This window comes from Micromonospora sp. KC721, from assembly GCF_004348355.1.
Taxonomy (GTDB): Bacteria; Actinomycetota; Actinomycetes; order Mycobacteriales; family Micromonosporaceae; genus Micromonospora.
This window is the reverse complement of record NZ_SMJY01000100.1, coordinates 1-21830: the sequence shown is the minus strand read 5'-3', so window position 1 is coordinate 21830 and position 21830 is coordinate 1. Positions and strand designations below refer to the sequence as shown.

Genomic DNA, 21830 nt, shown 5'->3' with positions numbered 1-21830 from the left:
CCTGCACCCGCCCGCCCGGGTAGTAGTACGGCGTGTCCCGGCCCGGCTGCGGACCGGCGCTGAACGTCTGCCCCTGGACCTGCACCTGGCGTTCCTTGGTCAGCTCGCCGGCACCCTCGGCGGCGGCCAGCGGCGGCAGTTCCGGACCCGGGTCCAGGCCGAGGGCCACCCGGGCCGCCCGGGCGTACGCCAACCCCTCCAGGGCGGTCTCCCGGGCCAGCCGGTACTGGTTGACGGTGCGCGCCTGCTCCAGCTGACCGCCGGCGGCGTTGTAGCGCTCGGCGGCGTCCACCAGCGCCTGGCGTACGGCCGGCTCGTCGCCGTGCAGGTTCATCACCTGGCCGCCGAGACGTTCGTACCACCGCTGGGCGTCGGCGCGCACGTCGGCGAGGCTCCGCGCCTCCCGGGCGGCCTGCTCCCGCCGCCACCAGACGAACCCGCCGACCAGCAGCACCACGAGGACCGCCACGAGCACAAGTTCCATGCCGCGAAGTTACCCGCCGGGCTCCAGTCGTATCCCTTTGGCATGCTCTCGGGATGGACCTTGCGACGCTGGCCGTGGTGGTCGTCTGTCTCGGTGCGGGCGGCGCGGTGGGCTGGTACGCCGCCCGCGTCCGTTCCGCCACCCAGATCGCCCGGCTGGAGGCCACTCTCGCGGCCACCCGGGAGGGGGAGGGCCGCCTGGAACAGTCGATGCGGGCGCTCAGCTACGAGGCGACCGCCCAGTCGCAGGAGGCGGTGGCCCGCGCGGTGGCACCCCTGCACGACACCCTGCGCCGGTACGAGCAGCGGGTGACCGAGCTGGAACGCGACCGGGTGGACGCCTACGCCGAACTGCGCGAGCAGGTGCGGGCCATGAGTACGGTCTCCGGGGAGCTGCGCACCGAGACCAAGCAGCTGGTCGCCGCGCTGCGCGCGCCGCAGGTGCGGGGGCGCTGGGGCGAGCACCAGCTCCGCCGGATCGTCGAGGCCGCCGGCATGCTGGAGCACTGCGACTTCAACGAGCAGGTCACCGCCGCCACCGACCGGCAGGGGGTACGCCCCGACCTGGTGGTCCGGCTGCACGGCGGCCGGACCGTGGTGGTGGACGCCAAGGCACCGTTCGACGCGTACCTGACGGCGATGGAGGCGCGCGACGAGCGGGGCCGCGACACCCACCTCGACGCGCACGCGCGGCACCTGCGGGCGCACGTCGACGCGCTGGCCGCCAAGTCGTACTGGGCGGCCTTCGCGCAAACTCCGGAGTTCGTGGTGCTCTTCGTGCCCGCCGATCCGTTCCTGGACGTGGCCCTGCAGCGCGACCCGACACTGCTGGAGCACGCCTTCGCCCGCAACGTGGTGCTGGCGACCCCGGCGACCCTGGTGGCGATGCTGCGCACGGTGGCGTACTCGTGGCGGCAGGAGGCCCTGGCCCGCAACGCGGTCGCGGTGCACTCGCTGGCCCGCGAGCTGTACGGGCGGCTGTCCACCCTGGGCGAGCATGTCGGCAAACTCGGCGCGTCGCTGGGCGGGGCGGTGACCGCGTACAACCGGGCGGTCGGGTCACTGGAGGCGCGCGTGCTGGTCAGTGCCCGCAAGTTGGCCGAGCTGGGCGTCTCCGACCAGGAGCTGGCGGTGCCGGCGCAGGTGGAGCTGGCCCCCCGGCAGCCGCAGGCTCCGGAGCTGCTGGACGGAGGTTCCACTCTGGACCGATCCATCTAGCAGCATTTATGTGGCAGTGCGCACCCTCGCATATCACGAAGGGGTCACAACTTACCGGCGCGTAGTGACAGCGGCACTACGCAGCACAAAGGATTCGCTCACGTGTGTCCTGACATCTCAGGGCCCTGTTCTCTGGAGGAAAAGAGAACGTGAGCAAACCCCGCAACCTGCGTCGGCGTACCTCCGCCGGGCTGTTCGCCTCCGTCGTGGCCGCCGGTGCCATGACCGGCGCGGGCGGCGCCGCCACCGCGAGCGCCGCTCCCGCGACCAACCCGGACGCCACCACCAACGCGGTCGAGACGCTCGGCGCGCACGACGCCAAGCTGCTCGCCGAGGCCGAGGCGAAGCACGCGCCCACCGTCACGCTGATCGTCGCCACCGAGAAGGGTGAGGCGAAGGACGTCGCGGACGCGATGAAGAAGCTCGGCGGCTCGATCAGCCAGCGCTTCGACTCCATCGGGTACGTGCTGGCAAAGGTCCCCACCGGGAAGGCTCTGAAGGCCGCCAAGCTGCCCGGCGTCGCCGCCGTCGACCTCGACGAGACCATCCAGCTGCCCGACCCCAGCCCCGAGGTCACCGCCCCCGAGCGCACCGGCACCGCCTCCGCCCGGGCGAAGAGCGCCCGGGTCGGCGCGAAGACCGCCCGAGAGGGAGTTGCCGCTCCGGTTGCCCCGGGTGCGGGCACCGGCGCGGTGAACCCGTACATGCCGACCCACGAGACCGGCGCCGAGGCCTTCAAGGCCGCCAACCCGACCTTCGACGGGCGCGGGATCACCATCGGCATCATGGACTCCGGGGTGGACCTCGACCACCCGGCCCTGCAGAAGACGACCACCGGCGAGCGCAAGATCGTCGACTGGGTGACCGCCACCGACCCGCTGGAGGACTCCACCTGGCGGCGGATGAACCTCGAGGTGACCGGCCCGACCTTCACCGTCGGCGCCACCACCTGGACGGCCCCCGCCGGGTCCTACCGGTTCGCCACCTTCAACGAGTCGATCACCGCCGGCAGCGACCCGGCCGGTGACGTCAACCGGGACGGCGACAGGACCGACGCGTTCGGGATCCTCTACGACCCCCGGAGCAACGACATCCGGGTCGACGCGAACCAGAACCGTGACTTCTCCGACGACGAGCCGATGCGCCCGTACCAGGAGAAGTTCCAGGTCGGACACTTCGGCACGGACAACCCGGCCACCCCGGTCCGGGAGCAGATCCCGTTCGTGGTCGAGTACCGCAAGGGCGTCGACACCAGCCCGATCAACGTCCCGGGCACCTGGGACTACGTCAACATCGGCATCATCGAGTCGACCCACGGCACACACGTCGCCGGCATCACCGCCGCCAACGACATGCTGGGCAACAACGCCTTCGACGGCGCTGCCCCCGGCGCCAAGCTGGTTTCCTCCCGCGCCTGCTCGTGGGGTGGCGGCTGCACCGCCGCCGCGCTGACCACCGGCATGGCCGACCTGGTCATCAACCGCAAGGTCGACGTGATCAACATGTCGATCGGCGGCCTGCCGGCGCTCAACGACGGCTCCAACGCCCGCGCCCAGCTCTACAACACCCTGATCACCACGTACGGCGTGCAGATGTTCATCTCGGCCGGCAACTCCGGCCCGGGCCTGAACACCATCGGCGACCCGTCGGTGGCGTCCAACGTGGTCAGCGTCGCGGCCAGCATCAGCAAGGACACCTGGCTGTCCAACTACGGCTCGGTGGTCCGCAAGGAGAACGCGCTGTTCAACTTCTCCTCCCGCGGCCCGCGTGAGGACGGCGGCTTCAAGCCGAACATCGCCGCCCCCGGCGCGGCCGTCTCCACCGCGCCGACCTGGCAGCCGGGCAACATCGCGCCCGAGGCCGGCTACTCGCTGCCGCCGGGCTACCAGATGCTCAACGGCACCTCGATGGCCTCGCCGCAGGCCGCCGGCGCCGCCGCGCTGCTGCTCTCCGCCGCGCGGTTCAACGACCAGGGCATCACCCCGGCCGCGCTGCGCCGTGCCATCTACACCTCGGCGAAGCCGATCGCCGACGTTCCGACGTACGCCCAGGGCTACGGCATGTTCGACGTGCCCGGCGCGTGGAAGCTGCTGAGCAAGGGCGTCGAGGCCCGGTCGTACACCTCCGACGCGCCGGTCTGCACCGAGCTGTCGAAGAACCTGACCCGCTACGACGCCGGCACCCAGCAGTTCCTGCCGAACCCGCACCGGGGCACCGGCGTCTACAACCGCTGCGCCTCCGCGCAGGGTGGCCAGCAGGTCGGCCAGTCGAAGACGTACCAGGTCAAGGTCACCCGGACCAGCGGGCCGGCCGGCAACCGGCAGCACACCGTGACGCTGCGCGGAAACGACGGCACCTTCACCGCGCCGAAGTCGGTGGTGCTGCCGCTGAACAAGACCGTCACCGTCGACGTGGTGGCCAAGCCGAAGACCGCCGGCGCGCACGGCGCCCTGATGGTGATCGACGACCCGGCAACCTCCGTGGTCGACTTCGAGGTCTCGACCGTGGTGGTCGTCGCCCACGAGGTGCAGAAGCCGGCGTTCTCCTTCTCCACCGAGGGCACCGTCGACCGGAACGGCTTCACCTCGTACTTCGTGACGGTTCCGCCCGGGGCGGGCGCGCTGCAGGTGAACCTCTCCGGCATCGCCACCGGGTCGCAGACCCGCTTCATCGCGATCAACCCGTACGGCGTTCCGGTGGAGAGCACCGCCAGCACCGCCTGCTACACCAACTTCTCCGACGCGGCGGCCTGCAAGCCGCAGGAGCGGGACTACCAGAACCCGATTCCGGGCGTCTGGGAGATCGAGGTCGAGGCGCGCCGCACGTCGCGGTCGCTGAACAACCCGTTCCAGCTCCAGGCGCGGGTGCAGGGTGTCAAGGTCGACCCGGCCACCATCGAGCTGCCGGCGGTGGTCGCCGGGGCTCCTACCCAGGTGTCCTGGAAGCTGGCCAACGCCTTCGGCCCGGTCGCGGTGACCGGTCAGGGCGGCCCGCTCGCCAGCGTGCTCGCGGCGCGGCCGACCATCGGCGAGGGCGCGCAGCAGGAGTGGACCGTGGACGTGCCGGCGGGTGCGACCAGCTTCACCGCGCGGATCGGCAACACCGCCAACCTCGGCGCCGACCTGGACCTGTCGGTGTTCCTGGGCGCCACCCGGGTGGGCCTCTCGGCCGACGGTGACTCGGAGGAGGCGGTGACCCTGGCCAACCCGGCCCCGGGCACCTACCGGGTCGTGGTCGACGGGTACGCCGTCGACGGTCCGGGCACCAGCACCGCCTACGACTACCGGGATTCGTTCACGGCCCCGTCGTTGGGCACGGTGACCGCGCCCGCCACCCCGCTGGCCCTCACCAACGGTGCCACCGCCGCCCTCACCGGCACGGTGGTCGCCCGGTCCACCCCGGCCGCCGGTCGGGCCCTGTACGGCGACCTGGCCGTGACCACCACCGAGGGTGCGGTCGTCGGCCGTGGCTCGGTCTCGATCGGCAAGGTGAACTGACCGCGGTCATCCGACCGCGCCAACCACACGGAAGCCCGCCCCCCATTGGGGGCGGGCTTCCCCCTTTGACCCCGCGCCCGTGTGTGGGTGGGCGTCAGGAGCGGCGGGCGGACTCGACCTTGAAGGGAGTGCCCTGCTGGCAGACGGTCAGCAGGTCGGTTTGGGGCTTGCCGGTGACGGTGACCTTCGCGCCCGGAGTCAGCACGTCACGCGGGCCACCGATGAGCTGGTACCCGTCGAGCAGCAGACAGCCCGGCTCCACGCCGGACGTCACCGTGCCGGAGATCTCCGTCGCGCCCGGGCCGGGCGGCACCTTCGGCCCGGACGGCTTGATCGGCGGCGGCACCGTGGGGGACGCCCCCGGCGGTGGCACCGTGGGGGACGCGCCCGGCGGCGTGGTCGGGTCGGCCGGTTCGCTGCCGGGGGTACTGGTCACCGGGGATCCTTCCGAGGGGCCGGGGGTGCCCGTATCGGCGCAGGCGGTCAGCGTCGCAGCGGCAATCAGCGCGACGAGGGCCATCCGAGGAGTCTTCATGCGCAATGGGACGTGATCGGAGCGCGATCCGTTCCGGTCGATCAGCCGCGAGCCGCCGCCGCCTTCATGTCCCGCTTGAGCTCCTGCGGCAGCGAGAAGGTCAGCCGCTCGTTGGCGGTGACCACCTCGTCCACGTCGGTGAAGCCCCGCGCGGCCAGGTGCGCCAGCACCTCCTGCACCAACTCGTCCGGCACGCTGGCGCCCGAGGTCAGGCCCACCGTGCTGGCCCCGGCAAGCCAGGCGTCGTCGATCTCGTGGGCGAAGTCGACCAGGTGCCCGGCGCGGGCCCCGGCGTCCAGGGCCACCTCGACCAGGCGTACCGAGTTGGAGGAGTTGCGCGAACCCACCACGATCACCACGTCACACTCGGGGGCGATCTCCTTGACCACGTGCTGCCGGTTGGAGGTGGCGTAGCAGATGTCGTCGCTGGGCGGCGACTGCAGCAGCGGCAGCCGGGACTTGAGCCGGGCCACCGTCTCCATCGTCTCGTCCACCGACAGGGTGGTCTGGGACAGCCAGACGACCTTGTTCGGGTCGCGCACGGTGACCTTGTCCACGCCGTCCGGGCCGTCGACCAGTTGGATGTGCGCGGGAGCCTCGCCGGCGGTGCCGATGACCTCCTCGTGCCCCTCGTGGCCGATGAGCAGGATGTCGTAGTCCTCGGCGGCGAACCGCTTGGCCTCCTGGTGCACCTTGGTCACCAGCGGGCAGGTCGCGTCGATCGCCCTCAGCGAGCGCTCCCGGGCCTGCTCGTACACCTCCGGGGCCACGCCGTGCGCGGAGAAGATGACGGTGGCACCCTCGGGCACCTCCTCGTTCTCCTCCACGAAGATCGCGCCCTGGGCCTCCAGCGTCCGCACCACGTGCTTGTTGTGCACGATCTGCTTGCGTACGTAGATCGGGGCGCCGTAGAGCTTCAGCGCCTCCTCGACGGTCTGCACCGCCCGGTCCACACCTGCGCAGTAGCCGCGGGGCTTGGCCAGGAGCACGCGCTTGCCGGTCCGGGGAGTCGTCTCAGCCTGAGTCACCCGACCATCGTACGTGCCGCCCCTACGGCCGGCAGGCGCTGCGACCCGTACCACAGGCGGGGCCGGCGGCTGGCAGGATGCGCGGACCGGCAATGGGCGGCCGGTGCCATCTCTGGTCGAGATGCACGAGGTGCTCACCGCCCACCCCGGCGTACGGCACGCCCGGTCGGGCCTGGCTCAGGCCGTCGGGGCCGGACCGTAGGGTGGGCGGGTGACCGACGCCCCCCGCAGCACCCCGGAGGAGCCCTGGCCGGTCCGGGTGGTCAGCCAGAAGGTCGGCGCCTGGATCGCCCGGCTCGGCTGGGTCTGGGTGGACGGGCAGGTCGCGCAGATCAGCCGGCGCCCCGGCGCCAGCACGGTCTTCCTCACCCTGCGTGACCCGTCCGCCGATCTGAGTCTCACCGTGACCACCAACCGGGACGTCCTCGATTCCGGCGCACCGGAGCTACGCGAGGGCGCCCGGGTGGTGCTGCACGCCAAGCCCGAGTTCTACGCGGCCCGGGGCACGTTGAGCCTGCGCGCCGACGAGATCCGGCAGGTGGGGCTCGGTGAGCTGCTGGCCCGGCTGGAGAAGCTCAAAAAGCTGCTCGCCGCCGAGGGGCTCTTCGACCGGGCCCGCAAGCGCCGGCCGCCGTTCCTGCCCCAGCGGATCGGGCTGATCACCGGCCGGGCCTCGGCCGCCGAGCGGGACGTGCTCACCAACGCCCGGCGACGCTGGCCGGCGGTCGAATTCCGCACGGTCAACGTGGCGGTGCAGGGGCCGGGCGCGGTGCCGCAGATCGTCGACGCGTTGCGGGTCCTCGACGCCGATTCCACCATCGACGTGATCGTCCTGGCCCGGGGCGGCGGCAGCATCGAGGACCTGCTGCCGTTTTCCGACGAGGCGCTCTGCCGGGCGGTCTTCGCCTGCCGTACGCCGGTGGTCAGTGCGATCGGTCACGAGACGGACGCACCGTTGGTCGACTATGTCGCCGACGTCCGCGCGTCCACGCCGACCGACGCGGCGAAGCGGGTCGTCCCCGACCTCACCGAGGAGGTACGCCTCATCGGCCAGGCCCGCTCGCGGCTGGAGCGCGCGGTGCGCAACCTGGTCGACCGGGAACAGCACCGCCTCGACTCGCTGCGGTCCCGTCCGGTGCTGGCCCGCCCGCAGGTGATGGTCGACCAGCGGGCCGCCGAGGTCACCGCGCTGCGCGACCGGGCGGGCCGCTGCCTGGATCACCGCCTCGGCGCCGCCGCCGAGGACCTGCGGCACACCCTGGCCCGGCTGCGTGGCCTCTCCCCCGCGGCCACCCTCGACCGGGGGTACGCGATCGTGCAGCGCGCCGACGGCCAGGTGGTGCGTGCGGCGGGTGAGGTGGACAAGGGCGATCCACTACGGGTACGCCTCGCCGAGGGCGAGCTGGGCGTGACCGTCGAGGCGATGAGGAAGTCGTGATGGGCGAAGTGACGAAGGACGAACGGCTCAGCTACGAGCAGGCCCGCGCCGAGCTGGCGCAGGTGGTGGAGAAGTTGGAGGCCGGCGGCACGTCGTTGGAGGAGTCGTTGGCGCTCTGGGAGCGCGGTGAACGGCTGGCCGCGACCTGCCAGCGTTGGCTGGACGGGGCGCGGGTTCGCATCGACGCCGCCCGCCAGGCCGCCGACTCCTGACGCCCCGGTTTCGTCCCAGCCGGGGCCGATGGTGTTGATGGGGACGCCTCCGAGCGGCCCGGTTGGCGCGAACGGCGGTGTCCGCCTCCAGGGACACCGCCGTTCGCGGCGGACAGAGCCGTGCGGGACCGGCAGGTGCCAAGCCGGCGTGGATGCCGACCCGGTCAGTCGAACAGGTTGTAGAACTCCGGCGGCGCCTCGACCACCTGGTCGGCCGGGGGCTTGCGGGCGGCGGTGGCGTTGCCGTAGTCCGAGTAGGTGATTTTGATGTCCTGCGCGGCGCGCTGGCCGGCGGCCGGGATCCGGACGACCAGCTCGCTCAGCCGGCCCTGCGGGTCCAGCTTCGCGGTGAACGGCACCGACTGCGCCTGCTGCCCCAGCGCGGTGATCACCGACGGGTCGAGTGAGCCGGCCTGGGCCGCCTTCGACACGTCCAGGGTGCCGGCGTAGCTGCCCTCGCCGGTCTGCCGGACCTCGGTGATCCCCTGGGTCAGCACCGCGCTGCCGGCCGGGTCCACGGCCTCGAAGTCGAAGCCCAGCGCCCTGTTGCCCTTGATCCGGTTCTGGTCGAGATGCTGGTACTTGCCGAGGTTGAGCTGCCGTACCCCGGGGACGCTGCTGGCAGCGGTGCCGCCGAGTTCCAGCTTCACCCAACTGTCTGGTTTGGCATGGATCAGGTCGAGCTTCATCATCAGGTCCGAGGACGCGTCGCCGATCATGACGCGCATCTCGGCGCTCTGACTCGGCTCGTGCACCTGCCCCTCAGCGGTGGAGCCGGCACCGGCCATGGTGAAGCGGAAGTTGCCGGTGCGGATCGCGTTGGTGGAATTCAGCAGGGCTTGCTTGGCGTCACTGTCGACTGCCCCGGTGGCCCCGGATGAGGCGCTGGCGGAGGTGGTCGGGGACGCGGAGACCCCTGCCTCGCCGGTCCCGGTGCTGGTGCAGGCGGCCAGGCCAGGCGTGAGGAGCGTCGCGGCGAAGACCGCCGCACTGAAGCGCCGAATGGTCACGGGAACCTCTCATCGGTCGTCCGGCCCGCGCGGGCGCCGGAGGCGTGGCGGCCGGAGCTGCTCCTGCTCCGGCGTTCGAGCGGCGTCGGCCGGGAGACCGCACCGACGAGGCCGCGTACCTTCTGTTCCCAGATGCCGCCTTCGCCAATCCCTGCCCGGTGCGACCGATGCCCGTGGGCGGACGACCGGCCGGCGCTGTTACCGGAGGGCGCCGGCCAGCTGACGTAGCTCGCCCTCGCGGGCGTCACCGACCACGATCACCGTACGGTCGGGTTCGAGCAGCACCAGGGCCTGGTCGTTGCCCCGGCCGGTGTACCGCTGCCAACTGCGCCCGCCCAGGTCGGTCGGGCCCTGCGGCTGCCCCTGCACGGTCAGCTCGTGCGGGAGCAGCTTCTCCGGCGGGACGTTGCTCTGCACGAGCTGCACGCCCCGCCCCTCCGGGGTGAGGTAGCCGACCCGCAGGTTGGCACCACCGTCCACGGCGCGGTAGCTGGCGCTGACCGTACGCCAGCCGGAGCCCAGCCCGGTCGGCTCGCTGATCGGGAAGGCGCCGGCCGACCGGGCCGACTCGTAGGCGGGGCCGGGATCGACGACGACGGGCTGCTCACCGCCGAGAAAGCCGCGGTAGAAGGCGAGCAGCAGGGCGATCGGGACGAGCAGTACCAGAAGCGACAACGCCATGTCCTTCGGCGACCGCTCGGAGCGGGCCTTCTCCTTCCCGGCGGGTCGGCCGACCCGGCGCGGACCACCGGCACCGGCTGGCGGCGGCGCGACCAGCGCGGGCTCCCCGCCGGCCGTCCCGGCCGGCGGCTCCACCACCGCCGGCTCCGGCCCGCTCGACGAGGTCGCCAGGTCGGTCGCCCGGGCCGGGCTCGTCGACGGCGGCTCCTGCGGCGGGGTCTGGTCGGCGGGTACGCGGTCGGCAGGCTGTGCGGGTTCCACCGGACCATTCTCGCAGCCCCGACGGTACGGTCATCCGCCACACCTTCGCCCCGCTCCGGCTCCGGAGCTGGCATCGTGTGAGGATCAGCGACAAAGCCGGCGGCGGCGACGCCGCACTCTGCCGGTCCACCCCGCAACGTCGCGAGGAGGAAGCCGTATGACGAACACCAGGACGCGGATCCCCCAGGATCTCGACCGCAACCTCGCCCTCGACCTGGTCCGGGTCACCGAGGCCGCGGCGATGGCCGCCGGCCGCTGGGTCGGCCGGGGCGACAAGGAGGGCGGCGACGGGGCAGCCGTCGACGCGATGCGCAAGCTGATCAACTCGATCCCGATGCGCGGGGTGGTGGTGATCGGCGAGGGCGAGAAGGACAACGCGCCGATGCTCTTCAACGGCGAGGAGGTGGGCGACGGCACCGGTCCCGAGGTCGACGTGGCGGTGGACCCGATCGACGGCACGACTCTGATGAGCAAGGGCATGCCGAACGCGCTCGCGGTGCTGGCGGTGGCCGAGCGGGGGGCGATGTTCGACCCCAGCGCCGTCTTCTACATGGAGAAACTGGCCGTCGGCCCGATGTACGCCGACGCCGTCGACATCAACGCCGGGGTCGCGGAGAACATCCGCCGGATCGCGAAGGTCAAGGGGACCGACGTCGCCGAGGTCACGGTCTGTGTCCTCGACCGGCCCCGGCACGACGACCTGGTGGGGCAGATCCGGCGGACCGGGGCGGGCATCCGCTTCATCTCCGACGGCGACATCGCCGGCGCGATCGCCGCCGCCCGGGGCGAATCCGACGTCGACGCGCTGATGGGCATCGGCGGCACCCCGGAGGGGATCACAGCGGCGTGCGCGCTCAAGTGCATGGGCGGGGTCATGCAGGCCAAGCTCTGGCCGCGCGACGCCGAGGAGCGGGAGAAGGCGCTGGCCGCCGGGCACGACCTGGATCGGGTGCTGACCACGGACGACCTGGTCACCGGCGACAACTGCTTCTTCGTGGCCACCGGCGTCACCTCCGGCGATCTGCTGCGCGGCGTGCGGTACCGGGCGGGTGGGGCGTACACCCAGTCGATCGTGATGCGCTCCAAGAGCGGCACCATCCGGGTGATCGACTCGTACCACCGGCTGGAGAAGTTGGCCCTCTACTCGGCGATCGACTTCGATGGGCGTCCGCTGGCCGAACAGGAGTGAGCGCGACCAAAACGGTCACACCGCCAACCGCGCCGGCGTCCCGGCGGATCGCCGGCGTCGGGCTGGCGACCGCGTCGGGGGTCGCCGTCGCGGTGCAGTCCTGGATCAACGGCGAACTGGGGGTACGCCTGGCCGACGGGATCGCCGCCGCGGTGGTCTCCTTCGCGTCCGGTCTGCTGGTGCTGCTGGTGCTGGTCCCCGCCGTCCCGGCCGGGCGGCGGGGCCTGCGCGAGTTGCGCGCGGCGCTCGGCGGCGGGACGCTGCGCCCGTGGCAGTGCCTGGGCGGGGTATGTGGCGCGTTCCTGGTGGCCACCCAGGGTCTGACCATCGGCGCCCTGGGGGTGGCGGTCTTCACGGTGGCGGTGGTGGCCGGCCAGTCGGCGAGCAGCCTCGCGGTGGACCGGGCCGGGGTGGGCCCGGCCGGTCGGCAGCGGGTCACCACGGCGAGGGTGGCCGGCGCGGTGCTGACCGTGCTGGCGGTCCTGCTGGCGGTGGGTGACCGGCTCGCCGATCCGGGGGCGTTGGCGTTGGCCCCGCTGCCGCTGCTGGCCGGGATGGGCATCGCCTGGCAGCAGGCGGTCAACGCCCGGGTCCGGGACGCCGCGGGCAGCGCCCTGACCGCCACGCTGGTCAACTTCTCGGTCGGCATGGTGGCCCTGCTCGCCACCCTCGCGGTGGAGATGGCCGTCCGTGGCCGGCCCGGCGGGGTCCTCCCCGGCGAGCCCTGGCTGTACCTGGGTGGACCGATCGGCATCGTCTTCATCGCCGTCGCGGCGGCCCTCGTCCGGTTCACCGGGGTCCTGCTGTTCGGACTGGCCACCATCGCCGGGCAGGTCATCGGTGCCGTTCTGCTGGACCTGCTCCTGCCCACCGCGGCCTCACATCCGGGGCCGGCGGCCCTGGCCGGCGCGGCGCTGACCCTGGTCGCGGTGCTGATCGCGGCGCTCGGGCCGGCACCGCGCCGCTGACCACCGACCGCCGCCACCCGACTCAGCGGCGCAGCGCCTCCACCGTCTCCTTCAGCGACCGGCCCAGCGGGGTCGGCTCGACGTCGAGGGTGGTGGTGGCGTCGATGGAGTCCATCAGGAACGGCCGGGCGAACTGGTGGACGGTCTCCCGCAGCTCACGGGCGAAGGGATCGACCACGCCGCCCGCCCAGAGCACCGGGTAGGGCATCCGGGTCAGCTTCGGCGCGGGCGCGCCGACCAACGCGGCGGCCCGGACGGCCAACTCCCGCATGCAGACGGCGGGCGCGCTGGGCACGTGCCAGGCGCGTCCCCACGCCCGCTCGTCGGCGGCGGCCGCGACCAGGGTACGGGCGACATCGCCGAGGTAGGTCCAGGTGTGCGGGGCGTCCCAGTCGACCGGCAGGAAGACCCGCTGCCCGGCGAGCACCCGGGGCAGGACCAGCATCGGCAGGCTGGTGGCGTCCGCACCCAGGTAGTCGGAGGCACGTACCTCGGTGATCCGGACCCGGCCGGCCCGGTGGGCGGCGAGGGCGTCGGTCCACATCCGGTTGCGGACGCGCCCCTTGGTGCCGGTGGCGTGCAGCGGGGTCTGTTCGGTCATCGGGGCGTCGACGGGGCCGTAGCCATAGAGGTTGCTCACGGTGGCCAGGACCGCGCCGGCTCGCTCGGCGGCGGTGAGCAGCGCGCCGGCCAGTGGCGGCCAGTCGGTCGCCCAGCGGTGGTACGCGGGGCTGGCGCAGTTGTAGAGGGCCGCCGCGCCCCGGGTGAGGGCCGTGAGCCGGGCGGGGTCGGCGGCGTCGGCGGCCACCGGCTCGATGGCCGGATGCTCGGGTCCGGTGCCGCGCCGGGTGACGATCCGGACCCGCTCGCCTCGCTCGGCGAGAAGCCGGGCGGTGGCGGTGCCGACCGGGCCGGCGCCGACGATCACGTGCAGCGACATGGGAACACCTTCCGAAGCAGGGATAACAATCAAGAGCAGTGCTCTTGTTGCCTTCCCAGCATGGCCGCCCGCCGACATTGCGTCAAGAGCACTGCTCTCTTTTTTGATTAGCGCTCCGGCCCGTGGCAGAGTGGACGCATGTCCGCTCCCTCCATCCGCGCCCGGGTCCGCGCCGAGATGATCGACGAGATCAAGGCGGTGGCCCGGCGACACCTGGCCACCGACGGCGCCAACCTCTCCCTGCGGGCGGTCGCGCGAGACATGGGCATGGTCTCCTCGGCGATCTACCGCTACTTCCCGAGCCGCGACGACCTGCTGACCGCGCTGATCATCGAGGCGTACGACGCGCTCGGCGACGCGGTGGAACAGGCCGATGCCAGCGCCGACCGGCACGACCTGCGCGGCCGCTGGCACGCCGTCAGCCGCGCCGCCCGCGACTGGGCCCTCGCCCACCCCGCCGAGTACGCCCTGCTCTACGGCAGCCCGGTCCCCGGATACGCCGCCCCCGACGACACCGTCCTGCCAGCCCAGCGCCCCCCGGTGACCCTGGTCGGCATTCTCCGCGACGGGCTGACCGACGGCCGGCTCGCCGTACCCGACGAGGAACTGCCCGAACCGGTCCGCGCCGACCTGGCGGGGATCGCCGCCGGCCTGTTTCCGGGCCTGCCCGAGTCGCTGCTGGCCCGGGGCATGGCCGGCTGGACGCAGCTGTTCGGCCTGATCAGCTTCGAGTTGTTCGGCCGCTTCGCCGGTGCCATCGCGCACCGCGACGGGTACTTCGACCACCAGACCGCGCTGATGGCCGACCTCATCGGTCTGCCCCGCTGACCGCGGCGACCCGCCGGCACGACGGCCGGCCCGGTCAGCCGGCGTCGGAGGAGTGGCCGGGGAAGAGGTGCGCGGTGGGATCGATCACGATCGCGGCGTTGTTGACGGCGGTCGCCGCCTCGCCGAATCCGGTGGCGATCAGCCGTACCTTGCCCGGGTACTCGGTGATGTCCCCGGCGGCGAAGACCCGGGGCAGGTTGGTGGCCATCGCGCTGTCCACCACGATGTGCCGGCGGTCCAGGCGCAGTCCCCACTCGGCCAACGGCCCCAGGTCCGCGGTGAAGCCGAGCGCCGCGACCACCGTGTCGACCGGCAGGGTCTCGGCAGCGCCGCCACGCACGGCGATCTCGGCGGCGGTCACCGAGACGTCGCCGTGCAGCCGGGTCACCTCGGCGTTGACGATGACCCGTACGGGTGACGCCAGCACCCGGGCCACCGTGCCGGCGTGCGCCCGGAACCGCTCCCGCCGGTGCACCAGGGTCACCGAGCGGGCCAGCGGTTGCAGGGTCGCCGCCCAGTCGAAGGCCGAGTCACCGCCGCCGACGATCAGCACGTCCCGGCCGGCCAACGCGGCGGGCTCCGGTACGAAGTAGACGATCCCGGCGCCGACGAAGCCCTCCGCCACCGGCAGCGGACGCGGACTGAAGCTGCCCAGTCCGCCGGTGACCAGCACCGCCCCGCAGTGCAGCTGGTCACCGCCGGCCAGGCCGAGCACCGGCCGCCCGTCGGCGTACGACAGCTTCTCCGCGCGACAGCCGAGCAGATAGTCCGGATGGTAGGGGGCGGCCTGGGCGACGAGGTTCGCCACCAGGTCCCGCCCCTTGACGGCGGGGAACCCGGCGACGTCGTGGATCAGCTTCTCCGGGTACATCGCGGTGATCTGCCCGCCCGGTTCGGGCAGCGCGTCGATCACCGCCACCGACAGCCCGCGGAACCCGGCGTAGTACGCCGCGAAGAGGCCCGCCGGACCGGCTCCGATCACCGCGACATCGACCTCGCGCATGGCGTACCGTCGCTTTCCGCTCGGCGTTCGACGCGTGCTGCTGCCGACGGTAGGCCGGTTGCCCCGGCCGGGCAAGCATCCCGGGGCCGCGCCGGGCCGGGAACCCGGTCAGGGCAGGGTGAGGGTCGACCCGGGATGGTACGGGTCGTACGACTCGGGCCTGCGCCGACGGAACAGGATCGCCGCGACGACCCCGCCGAGCAGCCCGAACAGGTGACCCTGCCAGGAGATGCGCTCGTCGGTGGGGAGGATGCCGAGCAGCTGCCAGCCGTAGAGCAGACCGACCAGCAGCACCACGGCGAAGTTCCACCAGCTCCGCTCGACGATGCCCCGGGTGAGCAGGATCCCGAGGTAGCCGAAGATGACCCCGCTGGCGCCCACCACCACCGAGTTGGGTGCCCCGGTGAACCAGACCCCGAGCCCGCTGACCAGGATGATGATCAAAGTGGACCAGAGGAAACGTCGGGTGCCGGCGGCGAGCACGAAGGTGCCGAGCAGGATCAGCGGGATGCTGTTGCTGTAGAGGTGGTCGAAGCCGTGGTGCAGGAACGCCGAGAAGAAGACCCCGTCGAGCCCTTCGATGCGCATCGGGATGATTCCGGCCGCCACGTCGAGACCGAGGGCGAGCCCCTGGTCGAGCGCCTCGATGAGGAAGAGGAACGGCACCACCGCGCACATGGCGACGAAGGCACGGCCCAGCGACGCGTAGAACGCGTCGGTGCCGAACCGGTGCGGGTCGCCGCCCGCCGGGTGCAGGGTCACCCGTCAAGAGCTATCAGCATTCCCGGCCGACCGCCACTCACGTCCCGCGTGCCCGGGTACGACGACGGCGGGGTGGGTGGTCGAGCACCCGCCCCGCCGTCGACCCGAACGGGATCAGTAGTAGCCGGAGCGCTGGCTCTTGGCCCAGGCGCCGCACGGGTTGTCGTACCGGCCCTTGATGTAGCCGAGACCCCACGTGATCTGCGTCGCGGGGTTGGTCCGCCAGTCGTCGGCGACCGAGCTCATCTTGCTGCCGGGATACGACTGGGGGATGCCGTACGCCCCGGAGGACCGGTTGACGGCCTTGTGGTTCCAGCCGCTCTCCTTGGTCCAGAGCTTGTCCAGACAGGGCATCTGGTCGATCTTGAAGCCCTGGTCGAGCAGCAGCGCGCAGCCGATCTTCCGGTTGCCGCTGTACTCGTTGCAGGAGGCCGGGATCGGGCCGTCGTACGGCTTGGTCTCGGCTTCCTTCGCCGCCTTCTCGGCGGCCTCGCGGGCCTTCTTACGTGACGCGGCGGCGGCCTCGGCCTTCCGGGCCCGCTCCGCTGCCGCCTTGGCCGCCTCGGCGGCGCGCAGCTTCGCCTGGTACTCGGCGACGCGCTGCTTGGCGGACTCGGTCCGGTGCTGGGCCTGCCGCTCCCGCTGGTAGTCGTACTCGGCCTCGTCGACCACGCGGCCGACCTGTTCGGTCAGGCCCTGTTGCTGGGTCTCCCGGTCTTCGCCCAGATAGAAACCGCCGGCGACACCCACGGAGAGCAGCGCGACAGCGGCGGTGCGGGCGCCGAACCGGCTCCACAGCCGACTCACGAAGTGTCCCTTCGTCGGGGGCAAGGACGCGGCACGGGCCGGCCGTCACACCGGGCGCGGCGGTGCCGCGAGCGCCCCGACCGCAGGGGTCGCCATCGACGTTCCGAGCGTCGCCGGACCCGCCCGCCCGTGGGACGAACGATGCCGGACGATCCTTTCGGGACGTGGGCGCTCGCTGGACACCATCGCGCACAGTGAGGCTGATGGGAAACCACCAGGCCGTATTGTGATCTGTGCCACAACATGAATGCGGACAGACAGGGGCAACGGTCCGGTCAGTGGGGGATGTCCTCCAACAAATCCGTCACCATCGCCGCGATCGGCGACCGCTCCGACCGGCTCAGCGTGACGTGCGCGAAGAGGGGGTGCCCCTTCAACGCCTCGATCACCGCCGTCACACCGTCATGCCGTCCCACCCGGAGGTTGTCCCGCTGCGCGACGTCGTGGGTGAGCACCACGCGGGAGCCCTGACCGATCCGGGACAGGACGGTGAGCAGCACACCTCGCTCCAGCGACTGCGCCTCGTCGACGATGACGAAGGCGTCGTGCAGGCTCCGGCCCCGGATGTGGGTCAGCGGCAGCACCTCCAGGATGCCCCGGGAGGTGACCTCCTCCAGCACGTTCTCGTGTACCACCGCGCCGAGGGTGTCGAAGACCGCCTGGGCCCAGGGCGACATCTTCTCCGCCTCGGAGCCGGGCAGGTAGCCCAACTCCTGGCCACCCACGGCGTACAGCGGGCGGAAGACGACCACCTTCTTGTGCCGGCGGCGCTCCATCACCGCCTCCAACCCGGCGCAGAGCGCCAGCGCCGACTTGCCCGTGCCGGCCCGCCCGCCCATCGAGACGATCCCGATCGACTCGTCCAGGAGCAGATCCAGGGCGATCCGCTGCTCGGCCGAACGGCCGTGCACGCCGAACGCCTCCCGGTCACCGCGAACCAGCCGGACGGTCTTGTCCGGCAGCACCCGGCCCAGGGCCGAGCCGCGGGCGGAGTGCAGCACCAGGCCGGTGTGGCAGGGCAAACCGGCCGCCGCGTCCAGGTCGAGGGTCTCCCCCGCGTACAGCCGGCCGATGTCGTCCTCGCCCAACTCCAGTTCGGCCATGCCGGTCCAGGTCGGATCGCTGGCCTGGCCGTGCCGGTACTCGTCGGCCTTCAGGCCGACCGAGGCGGCCTTCACCCGCAACGGCATGTCCTTGCTGACCAGGGTGACGTCCCGCCCCTCGGCGGCGAGGTTCAACGCCACGGAGAGGATCCGCGCGTCGTTGGACTCGGTGCGGAACCCCGGTGGCAGCACCCCGTCGTCCGAGTGGTTCAGCTCCACCCGCAGGGTGCCGCCGACGTCGTTCGCCGGCACCGGGCGGTCCAGCCGCCCGTGTCGCACCCGCAGCTCGTCCAGCATCCGCAGGGACTGCCGGGCGAACCAGCCCAGCTCCGGGTGGTGGCGCTTGCCCTCCAACTCGGAGATGACGACGAGGGGGAGCACCACCTCGTGCTCGGCGAACCGGTGGAAGGCCGCCGGGTCGGACAGGAGTACCGAGGTGTCCAGGACGAACGCCTGGCCGGCTGGTCGGGGCTCCTCGGGGCCGGCCGCAGCGCCGGCCGTGGTGCGGCGGCTCCGGGTGGCTCGGCGGGTCGTGGCGGTCGCGGCCGGGTTCTGGTCGGCACCTGCGGTCGTACGGCGATTGGTCACAGGCCTGCTCCGACGGATGCGCACCCGCCATCCGTGTTCCGCCTCCTCCGGTGCCCGGGGACACGGGGTCGGATGCGGAACCCCGTGTGCGAGGTCGCAGATCCGGGCGGCCGGCTGGCCCGGGAGAACCCCGTGCCATGTCTAGACGCTAGCGGCGTCCGGCCCCCTCGGCTAGAGGTCGCGTGGATCTCCCCGTTCGGAGGCGGGACGGACCGGCCGGGATGCATGCCCCCTGCGCGCATCCCGGCCGGTGGACCATCGTCACCGGTCTGACGTGGCCCGACGGTGCGTGTCCGCAACGGACGACGCGCCGCGTCAGGTGGCGGCGCTCAGCCCTGCCGCCGTACCAGCGTCCCGGTCTGATGCTGGCCGGTGATCGGCACGCCGGGGGCGGTGAACGAGGCGCCGGTGTACGTGGTGCCCTGTCGCCCGGCCGGTACCGGGACGGTGCCGGCCGCGGCCTGGACCGTGCCGCCGGCGACCGGAATCACGCCGACGCCGCCGGCCGCCGTTCCGCCACTCACCGGCCGGGCCGAGCCTGCCGGCGTCGCCGGGGGTCCGCTGACCGGGACCGCCAGCGCCGAGGCGATCGCGGCCTGGGCCTCGCGCCGGCGCCGGTTCCACGCCCCCCGGTCACCGTCGAAGTAGCCCTGCCGGTAGCCGAAGCGGTAGCCGATCCGGTAGCTGAGCTGCCCATGCAACCGCCCGGCCGCATAGCTCGTGGCACCGAGGACCAGGACGAGGAAGACCGCGAGCAGAGGACTCATCCGGCGGCCCCGGTACGCCGCCCCGGCCCGGTCACCGGTCCTCCGGCTCGATGGCGGTGGGGTCGACGACCAGGAGTTGGTCCAGGTCGTCGGTGCCGATCTCCTCGACCAGCTCGACGCTGATCCGGCAGCCGTCCAGGACCACCTCGGCGACCGAGGAGCGTCGGATCTCGCCACCGGCGTCGTAGACCCGGACGCTCAGCTCCGGACAGCCGAGGTGGGTACGCCACGCGTTCCACTCGGTCCGGTCGCCGACACTCAGTGACAGATAACGGCATCCGCGGGCGAGGTAGAGGCGCCAGGGCGCGCTCAGCCCCGCGGCCACCCCCTCCGCGATCAGTCCGAAGGCCTGGGCGCGGGTCGCGACTTCGGTCACCGCACCCTCCTCGTACCGGGAGCGTGACGCATGTGAGCACCGATCGTCTCATGCACGTGACACACCGTAGAATGTCCCATGGGCGTGACAGTATCAGCTTTTCGTCCGATTTCCCCCGTCCACAGAGCCGCCTACTCTGCCCCGGTGACTCCCCTCAACAGCAGCTCCGACCCGTTTGCGGTTGGTCCGGACGTGTCGTCACATATGCGTTACACGCCGGTGCCCGCCCCCGCCGTCGGAACGTTTCGCCGTACCGTCGGAACGTGAACGAGTTCACCCCTGCCCGGAAGATCGCCTTCGCCACGTTCGTCCGCCGAGCCCTCGACGACGCCCGCGCCATGCGCGCCTGGACCGGCACCGAGGTCTCCCGCCGCACCGGCGTCTCCCGCCAGACCATCAACCGATGGGTACGCGGCGACTGGGCCAGCGACCCGGAGGTCGACCGGGTGGTCGCCTTCTGCGAGGGGCTCGGGCTCAATCCGGCGACCGCCTTCGCGGCGCTGGGCTGGGACCGCACCGCCGCCTCCCGCGACGTCCCCGACTCACCCCCGATGGACCCGGACGTGGAGGCTCTGCTGCGTCGGCTGGTGGACCCGAATGTCTCCGACACGGAGAAGTTCCACATCCGAGAAACCATTCGTTACCTCGCATATCGCCCGACTCTCCCGGTCGATGACCGAAAACGAGGGGAGCGGACCGGGTAGTTCCTCAGATGGCGAAAGAACGGCGGGTGGGACCTGATCGTTCCACCACGGGCGCGAAGAAGGCGCGCTAGCGTCCGTATTCGTACTGCTTGGGCTCGTCGTCGGTGGGGGGACGGGACAAGGCCGAACCTGGCCCTGCGGGACAGAAGGAGGGGTCGGTCCATGACCCTGAAATGGTGGGCAGTCGTGGTCGGGGCGGTGTCGGTGACGTCGTGCGTGACCGCCAACGTGGTGATCGGCCTAGTCGACGGCGAGCAGCTTCCCCTGGTCGTCAACCTGCTCGCGGCGACCACCGCCGGCACCGCGGTTGTCCTGGCGGTCCTCGCCGAACTGCACGAGCGGCTCAACGACCGGGTGAGCGCCCTGACCGAGTTCCTGGTGGCGCGACTCAACGAGATCGAAGCGCACACCGGCGACCGGAACACCGGCTTCGTCGAGGGCTATCTGCTTGGCCACGGCCAGGACGCGGCCGTGCTCCCGTTCGGACGGCGCGGGCGGGGAGCTGCCGAACGCTGATCCCGCAAGCCGCGAGCGTCACCCGGGAGGGGTGTCAAGGTGTCATCTCGCGGCCAGGAATGAGCCACGCAGCCCGGGGTACGCTGTCGCGCGTGCCGCCGTTGAATCTGGGCAACCAGCCGCCGAAGACCCCGTTGGACGCCGAGCACGCCTGGCGTGCCACCGCCGCACGCGCGGCCGACGTCGTGCTCTTCTTCGACTTCGACGGCACTCTCGCGCCGGTCGACGACGATCCCACCGCGGTACAGCCCGCGCCGAAGGTGCTCGCCGCGCTGGAGACGCTCGCCGCCGTGGTGCAGCGGGTGGCGATCGTCTCGGCACGCCCGGTGGACTTCCTCCGCAACCACCTGGGCGGCCTCGCCGGCATCGACCTGTACGGCCTGTACGGCCTGGAGCACAGCCACTCCGGGGGCCCGACCGTGACCGAGCCCGCCGCCCTGCCCTGGGTGCCGACCATGGCCGAGTTGGCCGACCTGGCCCGCGCCGAACTGCCCGCCGGCGCCCTGGTGGAGTACAAGCGGCTCAGCGTCGCGCTGCACTGGCGTACCGCGCCGGAACTCGGCCCGCAGATCGAGCGGTGGGGGCGGGCGCAGGCCGAACGGCTCGGGCTCAAGGTGCAGGCCGGCCGGATGGTGCTGGAACTGAAGCCGCCGGTGGACCGGGACAAGGGCCTGGTGATCGGCGAGGTGGTACGCAGCGCCGGCGGCGCCTGGTACTTCGGCGACGACGTCTCCGACATCAAGGCCTTCGTCGCGCTGCGCGCCCGGGCCGCCGCCGACCCCGACTTCCTCGGCGTCTGTGTGGCGGTGGCGAACCCGGAGACCGGTCACGAGGTGGCCGAGGCCGCCGACCTGACCATCGACTCCCCCGCCGCCCTGGGCGACTTCCTCACCAAGGCCCTGCACCACCTGACCTG

Annotated in this window: 21 protein-coding genes and 1 pseudogene; 10 read left to right on the top strand and 12 right to left on the bottom strand. The window is 72.2% G+C overall.

Features of this window, described 5'->3' with window-relative positions:
* Window positions 1-484, bottom strand: a pseudogene (locus E1182_RS17935) (hypothetical protein); the annotation flags it as partial.
* Window positions 485-537: 53 nt separating this feature from the next.
* On the opposite strand from E1182_RS17935, the gene E1182_RS17930 reads away from it, so the two are divergent.
* Both E1182_RS17930 and E1182_RS17925 read left to right on the top strand, forming a co-directional pair.
* Window positions 538-1701, top strand: coding sequence for a DNA recombination protein RmuC (locus E1182_RS17930; RefSeq protein WP_132266691.1), 1164 nt, complete (start codon window positions 538-540; stop codon window positions 1699-1701).
* Window positions 1702-1850: 149 nt separating this feature from the next.
* Window positions 1851-5198 carry a S8 family serine peptidase gene (locus tag E1182_RS17925; protein WP_132266687.1) on the top strand — a complete coding sequence of 1116 codons (3348 nt, stop codon included), beginning with the start codon at window positions 1851-1853 and terminating at the stop codon, window positions 5196-5198.
* A gap of 94 nt (window positions 5199-5292) precedes the next feature.
* On the opposite strand, the gene E1182_RS17920 is transcribed toward E1182_RS17925, so the two are convergent.
* Both E1182_RS17920 and E1182_RS17915 read right to left on the bottom strand, forming a co-directional pair.
* Complete coding sequence (locus E1182_RS17920) at window positions 5293-5733, bottom strand: hypothetical protein (RefSeq protein ID WP_132266683.1); 441 nt, start codon at window positions 5731-5733, stop codon at window positions 5293-5295.
* Between the two features lie 41 nt (window positions 5734-5774).
* Complete coding sequence (locus tag E1182_RS17915; protein ID WP_132266680.1) at window positions 5775-6761, bottom strand: 4-hydroxy-3-methylbut-2-enyl diphosphate reductase; 987 nt, start codon at window positions 6759-6761, stop codon at window positions 5775-5777.
* Window positions 6762-6972: 211 nt separating this feature from the next.
* Here E1182_RS17915 and xseA point away from each other — a divergent pair, with 211 nt between their 5' ends.
* Entirely contained in the window at window positions 6973-8199 is a 1227-nt protein-coding gene (gene xseA, locus E1182_RS17910) for an exodeoxyribonuclease VII large subunit (RefSeq protein ID WP_132266676.1), read from the top strand.
* Window positions 8199-8411, top strand: coding sequence for an exodeoxyribonuclease VII small subunit (locus E1182_RS17905; protein ID WP_132266672.1), 213 nt, complete (start codon window positions 8199-8201; stop codon window positions 8409-8411). Before xseA ends, E1182_RS17905 begins: the two co-directional genes overlap by 1 nt.
* 164 nt (window positions 8412-8575) lie before the next feature.
* Here E1182_RS17905 and E1182_RS17900 read toward each other — a convergent pair whose 3' ends face one another.
* Together E1182_RS17900 and E1182_RS17895 are read right to left on the bottom strand one after the other, a co-directional pair.
* The gene (locus tag E1182_RS17900; RefSeq protein ID WP_132266669.1) at window positions 8576-9421 is read right to left on the bottom strand and encodes a hypothetical protein; all 846 of its coding nucleotides are present in this window, start codon (window positions 9419-9421) and stop codon (window positions 8576-8578) included.
* Window positions 9422-9619: 198 nt separating this feature from the next.
* A complete protein-coding gene (locus E1182_RS17895) occupies window positions 9620-10363 on the bottom strand; it encodes a DUF4245 domain-containing protein (RefSeq protein ID WP_132266666.1) in 744 nt (247 codons plus the stop codon).
* Between the two features lie 157 nt (window positions 10364-10520).
* Between E1182_RS17895 and glpX the strand changes: the two genes are divergently transcribed.
* Both glpX and E1182_RS17885 read left to right on the top strand, forming a co-directional pair.
* Window positions 10521-11552 carry a class II fructose-bisphosphatase gene (gene glpX / locus E1182_RS17890; protein WP_132266663.1) on the top strand — a complete coding sequence of 344 codons (1032 nt, stop codon included), beginning with the start codon at window positions 10521-10523 and terminating at the stop codon, window positions 11550-11552.
* Window positions 11549-12520, top strand: coding sequence for a DMT family transporter (locus E1182_RS17885; RefSeq protein ID WP_132266658.1), 972 nt, complete (start codon window positions 11549-11551; stop codon window positions 12518-12520). The genes glpX and E1182_RS17885 overlap by 4 nt, the downstream gene beginning before the upstream one ends.
* A gap of 22 nt (window positions 12521-12542) precedes the next feature.
* Here E1182_RS17885 and E1182_RS17880 read toward each other — a convergent pair whose 3' ends face one another.
* Window positions 12543-13460, bottom strand: coding sequence for an NAD-dependent epimerase/dehydratase family protein (locus E1182_RS17880; protein WP_132266654.1), 918 nt, complete (start codon window positions 13458-13460; stop codon window positions 12543-12545).
* A 138-nt stretch (window positions 13461-13598) separates the two neighbouring features.
* Here E1182_RS17880 and E1182_RS17875 point away from each other — a divergent pair, with 138 nt between their 5' ends.
* Window positions 13599-14288, top strand: a complete 690-nt coding sequence (locus tag E1182_RS17875; RefSeq protein WP_132266650.1) for a TetR/AcrR family transcriptional regulator — start codon at window positions 13599-13601, stop codon at window positions 14286-14288.
* A 34-nt stretch (window positions 14289-14322) separates the two neighbouring features.
* Here the strand turns inward: E1182_RS17875 and E1182_RS17870 are convergent, their stop codons facing one another.
* The 6 genes from E1182_RS17870 to E1182_RS17845 form a co-directional block, all read right to left on the bottom strand.
* Window positions 14323-15291, bottom strand: coding sequence for an NAD(P)/FAD-dependent oxidoreductase (locus tag E1182_RS17870; RefSeq protein ID WP_132266647.1), 969 nt, complete (start codon window positions 15289-15291; stop codon window positions 14323-14325).
* Window positions 15292-15399: 108 nt separating this feature from the next.
* Window positions 15400-16053, bottom strand: a complete 654-nt coding sequence (locus E1182_RS17865) for a rhomboid family intramembrane serine protease (protein ID WP_132266644.1) — start codon at window positions 16051-16053, stop codon at window positions 15400-15402.
* 114 nt (window positions 16054-16167) lie between these two features.
* Window positions 16168-16860, bottom strand: coding sequence for a transglycosylase SLT domain-containing protein (locus E1182_RS17860; RefSeq protein WP_132266641.1), 693 nt, complete (start codon window positions 16858-16860; stop codon window positions 16168-16170).
* Window positions 16861-17135: 275 nt separating this feature from the next.
* Window positions 17136-18551, bottom strand: a complete 1416-nt coding sequence (locus tag E1182_RS17855) for a PhoH family protein (protein ID WP_132266638.1) — start codon at window positions 18549-18551, stop codon at window positions 17136-17138.
* Window positions 18552-18880: 329 nt separating this feature from the next.
* A complete protein-coding gene (locus E1182_RS17850; RefSeq protein WP_132266635.1) occupies window positions 18881-19318 on the bottom strand; it encodes a hypothetical protein in 438 nt (145 codons plus the stop codon).
* Window positions 19319-19349: 31 nt separating this feature from the next.
* A complete protein-coding gene (locus E1182_RS17845; RefSeq protein ID WP_132266632.1) occupies window positions 19350-19694 on the bottom strand; it encodes a hypothetical protein in 345 nt (114 codons plus the stop codon).
* Window positions 19695-19957: 263 nt separating this feature from the next.
* Here E1182_RS17845 and E1182_RS17840 point away from each other — a divergent pair, with 263 nt between their 5' ends.
* The 3 genes from E1182_RS17840 to otsB form a co-directional block, all read left to right on the top strand.
* On the top strand, window positions 19958-20398 hold the full coding sequence (locus tag E1182_RS17840) for an XRE family transcriptional regulator (protein ID WP_243706274.1): 441 nt from the start codon (window positions 19958-19960) through the stop codon (window positions 20396-20398).
* Window positions 20399-20560: 162 nt separating this feature from the next.
* Entirely contained in the window at window positions 20561-20914 is a 354-nt protein-coding gene (locus E1182_RS17835) for a hypothetical protein (protein ID WP_132266629.1), read from the top strand.
* Window positions 20915-21006: 92 nt separating this feature from the next.
* Window positions 21007-21830 (top strand): trehalose-phosphatase (otsB, locus tag E1182_RS17830; protein ID WP_132266626.1); only part of this gene is annotated, 824 nt, incomplete at its 3' end.

Excerpts from the sequence above, each read along its gene's own strand:
- E1182_RS17930 (WP_132266691.1), top strand. The coding sequence starts at position 538 with ATGGACCTTGCGACGCTGGCCGTGGTGGTCGTCTGTCTCGGTGCGGGC.
- E1182_RS17920 (WP_132266683.1), bottom strand. The coding sequence starts at position 5,733 with ATGAAGACTCCTCGGATGGCCCTCGTCGCGCTGATTGCCGCTGCGACG.
- E1182_RS17905 (WP_132266672.1), top strand. The coding sequence starts at position 8,199 with ATGGGCGAAGTGACGAAGGACGAACGGCTCAGCTACGAGCAGGCCCGC.
- glpX (WP_132266663.1), top strand. The coding sequence starts at position 10,521 with ATGACGAACACCAGGACGCGGATCCCCCAGGATCTCGACCGCAACCTC.
- E1182_RS17880 (WP_132266654.1), bottom strand. The coding sequence starts at position 13,460 with ATGTCGCTGCACGTGATCGTCGGCGCCGGCCCGGTCGGCACCGCCACC.
- E1182_RS17875 (WP_132266650.1), top strand. The coding sequence starts at position 13,599 with ATGTCCGCTCCCTCCATCCGCGCCCGGGTCCGCGCCGAGATGATCGAC.
- E1182_RS17870 (WP_132266647.1), bottom strand. The coding sequence starts at position 15,291 with ATGCGCGAGGTCGATGTCGCGGTGATCGGAGCCGGTCCGGCGGGCCTC.
- E1182_RS17850 (WP_132266635.1), bottom strand. The coding sequence starts at position 19,318 with ATGAGTCCTCTGCTCGCGGTCTTCCTCGTCCTGGTCCTCGGTGCCACG.
- E1182_RS17835 (WP_132266629.1), top strand. The coding sequence starts at position 20,561 with ATGACCCTGAAATGGTGGGCAGTCGTGGTCGGGGCGGTGTCGGTGACG.